This is a genomic window from Deltaproteobacteria bacterium (genome assembly GCA_020845895.1).
In the GTDB taxonomy this organism is placed as follows: domain Bacteria; phylum Lernaellota; class Lernaellaia; order JACKCT01; family JACKCT01; genus JADLEX01.
Window position 1 is genome coordinate 19,287 of the sequence record JADLEX010000144.1, and the last position, 7,724, is coordinate 27,010.

Sequence of the window (7,724 nt, forward strand, 5' to 3'; positions counted from 1 at the left end):
TTCCGAGCGATCCGCCGAAGCGACGGCGAGGCGGAGAGTCGAGGAATCCCTTTCAACTTCGCGAATCAAAGGGATTCCTCCGCTCCGCTTCGCTCCGGTCGGAATGACCATCGTATCGCTTCGCGCAAACTGACCCACTACCTACGAAAAAGCGGCGCGCGGCGGGCAATCACGGCGCGATGGTGGTCGACGTCGTCGATTTCGGCGCGATCGTCGAGGTGGTGGTCGTGGTCGTTGTCGGTTTCTTCGTGGTGGTCGTCGAGGTCGTCGTGACCGTCGAGACGGGCACCGGCGGTTTGGAGTCGCCCGGCACGGGCGTGGCCGCGGGCGCCGGCGTCTTTTTTTCCGCCGCCTGATCGAGCTGCTTTTTCATCTCCTCGGTCGTCAGGGGGCCGAAGACGCCCTTCGGCGTTTCGCGCGTCGCCACAAAAACGGGATGCAGAAATTCGCCGGTAGGATTCTCGGGCCGGATGCTCACCAGCGGCCCGCCGCCCGCGGCACGTCGCCCGCTGCCCGGACCCTCGGTCGTTGGGCCCTCGGGCCACATCTCCGAGGGTCGCATCGCGGTGTACACGCCGTCCTGCCCGCTCTCGGCCTTGCGCAGCTCGGGCTCCAGTTGGCCGAACACGCCCTCGCCGCGCTCGCCGGGGGTCAGCGCGCGCCAAACGCCGTCGCGATCCTCGCCGGTCGGCGATGCCGCGCCGTACACGCCCTCGCGCGACATCGCACCGGGACGCATCGCGCCGTAAACGCCCTCGCTCGGCGGCTTTTCGGGCAGCACCCACGTGTCGGGCGTCAGGGGATCCTTCGAACGCACGAGACCGAACGGCGCGGTGACGTCCACGAGTCCGATCCGGTATTCGACGCCCTCCAGGTTTTTCGCGAGCTGCGCACACCGGACCACCGCCGCGACGTGGTCGCGCATTTTGACGATGGTCGCGTACGGGTCGCCCGCGACGAACGGATCGAGCACGTAGTCGGGTTTGGTCTCGTCCTCGCCTCCGCGCAGCTTGGGATCGAAGGTCGGCAGTTTCGGGATCGTCGTCATCGCCTCGATCGTGGGCATCCCGGCGGCGCAGTCGGGCATTCCCGGGACCTTGTCCTCGACCATGTGGCCCCAGATCTTCAGGTGCGCGAGGTAGTTTGCCATCGTGACGAGCACGCTCTCGTCGAGCTGGGAGTTGTAGTCGATGCGGATGCGGCCATCGGGCTCGCGATGCAGCCGGCGCTCGACATTGTTGAGTTTGGCGAGCATGCGGCTACCCGAACTTTGCAGCATGTTCGAGATCTTGTCGGGCTCGGTGTGGTAGCGAATGCGTCGCGTCCACATGGCATTCTGGAGTTTTTGCAGCCAACCTTTCGCTTGCGGGAACAGTTGCTCGTTGTTCTTCGCGTTCAGGATCGGGCGACCGGTCTGCTTGTCGTAGTAGACGCGTTGCTCCGACGGAAACAGCGTCTTGGGTACATCGGGAAACAGATCCTCGGTGCTCGCGGGTTTGACGTCGAAGGGCAGCAACGGCTCGGGGCGGGGGATCGGCGTCGCCGACTCCATCGCTTCGCGGTCGATGCGCATCGCCTCGCCGCGTCCCTCGATCATCCCCGCGTGGTCCGGGCGTGTGGGGGGACCGGACGCGGCCACCACGACCACCGAGGGCGGCGGGCTGCGGAAGTAGGACACTACCGACACGATCGCGGTGAACACCGCCAGCCCCGCCAGCAGAAGCAGCGCGAAATCGAAAGTCGTCAGTTCGTGCCGGCGCATCGCTCCCAATGCCTGTCCGCTCTGTCGCCCGATTTTTTAGCGTAGCACAATTCCGAAGGCGACAACAAAGATTCGGCGCGCGAAGGACGTTATCGGTCGGCGCGGCGCACCGACGCGTCGAGCGCCAGCCGCGCGGCCGTTCCGCCGCTGACCAGGCGGACGCGCTCCGGCAACAGGCCGACCAGCGTCATGAACGAGTTTTCGAGATTGAGTCCGCCATCGCTCGTCATGTACACGTACGACACCGTGCCGGGCGGATACCCCTCCAGCTCCGCGGCCATGTTCTCGGGGCTCACGTAAAACGGTTCGGTCAAACCGCTCCCGCTGTCGTCGATCCCTCGCCACTCGCGCGGGCGGAACAGAACGACCTCGCCTCCGTCCTCGCCGGGAAGCACATTGAAGAACTGGTCCTCCTGCCAACCGGTGAAGGTCGGCAACATGTAGGGGACGTCGACCGGGAAGACGCCGGCGATTTCGCCGCCCGCGTATCGGGGCAGGAATTGGGTCTCGGCCTCTTCCCACGTGTGCCACCATTCCCAGTGGACGGTCCCTTCGGTGTCGAGGATCCGCGCGTCGGCTTCCGTGGCGGCGACGAAGGCGGCCTGCATGTCCTCGGTCAAGGACGCGGGATAGGCGTACAGGTGGCCGCTGGGCGGAAGCATGAAGTAGTCCGCGCCGGTTAGACGGCTCTGTTCGTAGTACCACTCCAAAACGTCGGGGGCGAGGCGCGGCAGGTGAGGCGAAATCGACCACGTCATCGGCGCGCAGGAGTTCACCGGCTGTTCGCAGTCCGCCAGGCGCTGTCGCAGCCATTCGCCGCGCGCGTCCATCATGTACGCGATGTTGTCCCCGTCGCCGATGACGAAGGCCACGTAGGTCTTGTCGGGATCGTATTCGATGTCTTCCAGTTCGTTTTGCGTCAGAACGCCCGGCTCTTCGATCGGCGGCCGACGCGAGGAAAAGAAGGACAGGTTCGTCGTTCGGGTGGGAATGGCGCCCATGTTGCGCGAGTCCACGCAGCGCGTCTGCGCCTCGAATAAATACCCGCCGAAGACGAGCCAGTAGTCCGCGTAGCCGAAGACGCCGATCGGCTTCGACCAGGGGTTGGACGCGATGATCTCGCTCAGGACGACTCCCTCCGGATCGGACTCGATGCAGCCGTTGACGAGGAAGACGGTGAACAGCTTCTCGGAGTAGACGTAGTCGACCAGGAGCGGCTCCATGTCCCGCGTGAGCGCGGGGTCCCAGACGATGGGGTCCTGTGTGTCGTAGCCGGGATTGAGCATCGCCAGCCCGGTCGTTTCGTCGACGAAGCGGTCGTAGACGTATTTGGTCGCGAGGTCGGACGTGTTCAGGTCCGAGAACTCGGCGACGGCGTCGAAGGCCGCCTCGGCACACGGCACGGGCATGTCTTCGTCCAAGGGGACGGCCCCGAGAACCGCGCCGACGGTGAGGATATTGGGAAGCAGCCTTTGCTGATCGGCATAGGAGTAACGCACGCACCTCGGAAAGTCCTCGACGCAGGCCTCCAGAAAGCCGGCGGCGTCGACGGTTTCCTCGGGTTCCAAATCCAGTTCCTCCAACCACCGCGCGTCCTTGTCCGTGGTGTGGGTGTAGACGGAACCGCCGAGTTCATGGTTGTACAGCCCGGCGCAGGCGTGCACCGCGAGTTGCGTTTCCGGCGCCGTGTCCGGTTCAATATCGACGACGAGAAACGTTTCCGCATACACCGTGTCATCGTCGGCGTCGTCATCGACATCGTCATCAAGGTCGTCGTCGGTCGTGTCGTCATCGGTCGTGTCGTCGTCCGCGTCGTCGTCGTTCGCATCGTCGTCGGAGTCCGCTCCCGACGAAGCGTCGTCGTCATCCCCACCGCCGGCGCAGGCGACGAGCCCCAACACGAGCGCCAACGTCATCATGGCGGCAATCCGGGCAAAAACGACGCGCATGAATCCCCTCCTTCGGCGCGATCGGCTCGCGCGGCGCGCTAAGCATAGCGTTCAATCGGGGGAGCGGGAATCGGGTGGGGTCTTTGTTTCTCTAATGCATTGCGTCGCGGATCCTGTCGCCACCGCCCGGTCATCCCGGCGAACCTGACGCAAAACGGGCCGGACGATATCTCGCCCGGCCCGTGGAACCACTGTGGTTGGGGAGGGAGTTGAACCCCCGACACAGGGATTTTCAGTCCCCTGACTTGTCCACCACGAGCTAGCACAAGCCACGGTAAACACTCACGAAACCCTTGACTATCAGGGGTTTTCTTGTACCATCGTTTTCGACGGTTTTCGACATGGTCTGGTTGCTCATTGGTTGCTCAGAGGTTCGGGGATTCGGAAGGAGATGCCGTGGGACTCACGAAGCAGGGCGTGGAAAAGGCGCGATACGAGGGGCGAAACAACGGCGCGCATTATCTGTGGGACGATGACTTCCCCGGTTTCGGCGTTCGCGTATTCCCGTCCGGTCGCAAGTCCTTCGTTCTCGCGTTTCGCACCGATCAAGGTCGAAAGCGATTCCTGACGCTCGGATCATTCCCCGCTCTCACCGTCCACGAAGCGCGGGCGCTCGCGAAGCGCAACGCGGCGGAAGTCTGTACCGGGCGCGATCCGCAATTCGACAAAGAGCGGCGGCGCGACGCGGCGACGGTCGCGGACCTCGTCAAGACGTTCATGGAACGGCACTCGAAGATCCACAAGCGGACGTGGCAAAAGGACGAGCGGCAATTCCGATGTCACGTTCTGCCCGCGTGGAAAGCCCGCAAGGTCGAATCCATCACGCGCGCCGATGTCGCGGCGCTGCATCGGAAGATCGGGCAGGGCACCCCAATAGAGGCGAACCGGACGCTCGCGCTCGTGCGCAAGATGTTCAACCTCGCTCACACATGGGGGCTCGTGGACGCGGGACACCCGAACCCGGCGGCGGGCATTCAGATGTACCGCGAAACGAAGCGCGACCGATGGGTGACGCACGAGGAACTCCCCCGGCTCGTGGCCGCAATCGACGCGGAGGCGAACCCCTACGTCCGCGCCGCGCTGTGGCTCTACATCCTGACCGGCGTTCGCAAGTCCGAACTGCTCGCGGCCCGATGGGATGATGTGGATTTCACGCGGCGCGAGCTGCGCATCCCCGACACGAAGGCGGGACGCCCGCACGTCGTCCCCCTGTCGGCGCAAGCCGTGGCGATCATCGGCTCGCTCCCCCGGCTCGACGGGAATCCGCACCTCTTCCCCGGTCGCGTCGCGGGGCAATCGCTCGTGAATATCAGCAAGCCGTGGCGCGCGATCCGCAAGGCCGCGAAGCTCGAAGACGTGCGTCTGCATGATCTTCGCCGCACGGTCGGCTCGTGGCTCGCGATGGACGGGACGAGTCTGCTCGTGATCGGCAAGACGCTCAATCAAACCACGCCGTCCACCACGCAGGTTTACGCGCGCCTGTCGGAAGACCCCGTGCGCGCCGCGCTGGAGCGCCACGCGGCGCAGGTCGAAGCCGTGGTGAAAGGGTCGCGCGCCGACGTGCTGAAACACCCGACCGCGAAGGGGGCGTGACGTGCCGACGATTTCGCGCTTCTACGGCATCACCATCATGATGTATCATGACGAACACGGACGCCCGCACTTTCACGCGGCTTACGGAGGCCGGAAATTCAAGATTTCGATCTGGCCGCTCGGATTTGAGGGCGCGGAGGCATCCCCGCGTGTGCGTTCGTTGGTGCTGGAATGGGCGGCGCTGCATCAAGCCGAATTGCTGGCGAATTGGGACCGGATGCGGCGCGGCGAAAAACCCGAACCGATTGCGCCGCTCGATTGACGGCGCGGGAGTGATCGCCATGCAAGACCTTCCCCCGTTGACGATGGACGACGCGGCCCCGCCCGACCGTTTGCCCGCCGACGGCGTGCGGCTCGTGTCGGTGCTCGTGCCCGAGTTCGGGACCGTGGAATTGACCTTCGCCGACGGCATGGCCGGGACGCTGGACATGCGCCCGCTCGTCGCACGGGGCGGCGTGTTCGCGCACTTGACATCGCCCGAAATGTTCGCCCGCGCCCGCGTCGGCGAAAACGGTTGGTCGCTCGAATGGCCCGCGCCCGACGGGACGTGGGACGAAACCGCCGTGGTCGATTTGTGCGCCGACTCCCTGTGGCTTCAGGTCAAAGGGCTTTGGAAACGCCCGTGACGAACCGCGCCGCCCAAGCCAAGCCCGCCGACGCGATGAAACCTCCCGCGAAGGGGCGTGAGGTGAACGAAGAGCGGACGGGCGCGATTCTGAAAATTCTGGATGACTTCTCAGTTTACGACGATGACGAGTATCGGGAAAACCTCGCGAGAAAAATTGACCGCCAAATTCGATCATATCTGGCGAGACAGGCCATCTCGAAAGAGCAGGAGCGAGCGCTAGAGCGCGCCCGCGAACTGTTTGCGGAATTCGTCAAGTTTTGGGATGTTGTGAAAGGCGAAACCGCAAAAGTCAAATTGACATTTGGGCTACTTGGGCTCGGTGGGACTACTGTTGGGACTCGTTACTTGAACGAAGAGACGATGCAAGAATCGTTCGTGCTATCAATGGTGTTTCGTCCCGATGACATTGAGATTACGAGGGATTTTGCGGAGCTATTCGCGGGGTATGAGTACTTCAAATGGCCGCCTTTGCACCCGGCGATCGAGCGTTTCGACTCGTTTCAATCGGGAATCGACGATTGGGTGAAGGCGCGACGACTGGTTTTCGGGCCACGCCCGCCGGGATACCCAGAGAAACCAAGCCACCGTCCAAAGATTGATGACATGTTCATCGGTACATGTTGCCGTGGCGTCGCCAAGGTGTTTCAAGATGGGATCATACGAGCCGCCGAAGAAGGCACCCTTGAAACGGACCCGCCGGTGGAGCACGGAAGAACGGTCATGAAATTTTTGAGAGGGGTGTTGAAAATCTATGGACTCAAAGCGCCGACGGCAAAGGACATCGTTCGATCTCTGAGAGAATATCCGATCGTTTTGACAACGCGGCGCGACGGTCCGCACGCAGCCACGCCGGCACAAAAGAAGACGCCCCGCAAATCGACGAAACCTCCCGTCAAACCGACACCGAAAAGCTCCAAGAAATAAGTCTTTCGCACGGCTCGACTTAATTCCCAAGGCGGAATTGTCGTCTCGCTATGTTCCAAGAAGCGCGCTGTTGCGCTTTGAAGGAGCACGATCATGGCCGACGACATTATCCTTTGTGAACGTGACGCAGCACGGATCTTGGGTCTTTCGCCCCGCGCGCTTCAGGCGTGGCGTTGCCAAGGGCGAGGCCCGCAATTCATCCGCGTCAGTTCCCGCTGCGTCCGCTACCGCCGCGAAGACCTTGATTCGTTTCTCGCGGCCCGCGTGGTGTCTTCGACTTCGCAGCCGACGCTCGCCGACCTCGTGGACGGGGGTTTGCGATGACGCCCCGAAATCCCAAACACGAATCGGACTCCGAGCGCCTCAAATTCCGGTGCGCCGCCTTCGACGCCGTCGGCGAAGCCGAAACTCACATTCGGGCCGCTCACGCGGAGGGGCGCGATCCGCTGACGCGGCTTGACCGCGCATGTCGCGCCTTCGATGCGCTCGGAGCCGCTCACGTGCTCGTGCGCGGCGACGCGGACGTGAACTCGAAATCGTGCCCGGAGGCACCCCGATGACGACGAATCAAACCAAGGGGCGCAATCTCGCGTCGATTCGGTCGGCGCTCGGTCTGGACATCGCGGCGGTGGCGCGGCGAAGCCGGGTGAAGCTCGCACACGTTCACGCAGCGGAGTGTGGGGACCAGATTCACTTCGACCGCGTCGCCATCGGTCTCCTCGTCGCGGCGATGCCACGGGCGCGGCGCGGCGATCTCGCGGCCCGTGCCGCGTTACAGGCGCTCTTGCGCTTGCTGGAGGCCGCATGACGAGGCGAAATTTCCACGATTCGGTTTTTTGGTCCGGTTGGTATCAGGCGCTTTCGCCCG

8 protein-coding genes are annotated in these 7,724 nt (G+C 63.6%); 6 read left to right on the forward strand and 2 right to left on the reverse strand.

The genetic code is table 11. The annotated features are described in order from the left end of the window. Positions 1 to 169 precede the first annotated feature (169 nt). Positions 170 to 1,762 (reverse strand): hypothetical protein, encoded by a 1,593-nt coding sequence (locus IT350_19760; protein ID MCC6160298.1) that lies wholly within the window; start codon positions 1,760 to 1,762, stop codon positions 170 to 172. An 89-nt stretch (positions 1,763 to 1,851) separates the two neighbouring features. Next, positions 1,852 to 3,711 (reverse strand): hypothetical protein, encoded by a 1,860-nt coding sequence (locus tag IT350_19765; GenBank protein MCC6160299.1) that lies wholly within the window; start codon positions 3,709 to 3,711, stop codon positions 1,852 to 1,854. 396 nt (positions 3,712 to 4,107) lie between these two features. Here IT350_19765 and IT350_19770 point away from each other — a divergent pair, with 396 nt between their 5' ends. The 6 genes from IT350_19770 to IT350_19795 all read left to right on the forward strand — a co-directional run bounded on the left by IT350_19770 (position 4,108) and on the right by IT350_19795 (position 7,664). Further along, positions 4,108 to 5,304, forward strand: coding sequence for a tyrosine-type recombinase/integrase (locus IT350_19770; GenBank protein MCC6160300.1), 1,197 nt, complete (start codon positions 4,108 to 4,110; stop codon positions 5,302 to 5,304). A 1-nt stretch (position 5,305) separates the two neighbouring features. Beyond that, positions 5,306 to 5,566: a DUF4160 domain-containing protein gene (locus IT350_19775; protein ID MCC6160301.1), complete on the forward strand. Its 261-nt coding sequence runs from the start codon at positions 5,306 to 5,308 to the stop codon at positions 5,564 to 5,566. A gap of 19 nt (positions 5,567 to 5,585) precedes the next feature. After that, complete coding sequence (locus IT350_19780; protein ID MCC6160302.1) at positions 5,586 to 5,930, forward strand: DUF2442 domain-containing protein; 345 nt, start codon at positions 5,586 to 5,588, stop codon at positions 5,928 to 5,930. Beyond that, complete coding sequence (locus tag IT350_19785) at positions 5,927 to 6,856, forward strand: hypothetical protein (GenBank protein ID MCC6160303.1); 930 nt, start codon at positions 5,927 to 5,929, stop codon at positions 6,854 to 6,856. The genes IT350_19780 and IT350_19785 overlap by 4 nt, the downstream gene beginning before the upstream one ends. Before the next feature lie 93 nt (positions 6,857 to 6,949). Continuing rightward, the gene (locus tag IT350_19790) at positions 6,950 to 7,180 is read left to right on the forward strand and encodes a helix-turn-helix domain-containing protein (protein MCC6160304.1); all 231 of its coding nucleotides are present in this window, start codon (positions 6,950 to 6,952) and stop codon (positions 7,178 to 7,180) included. A 232-nt stretch (positions 7,181 to 7,412) separates the two neighbouring features. After that, on the forward strand, positions 7,413 to 7,664 hold the full coding sequence (locus IT350_19795) for a hypothetical protein (protein MCC6160305.1): 252 nt from the start codon (positions 7,413 to 7,415) through the stop codon (positions 7,662 to 7,664). Positions 7,665 to 7,724: the final 60 nt, after the last annotated feature.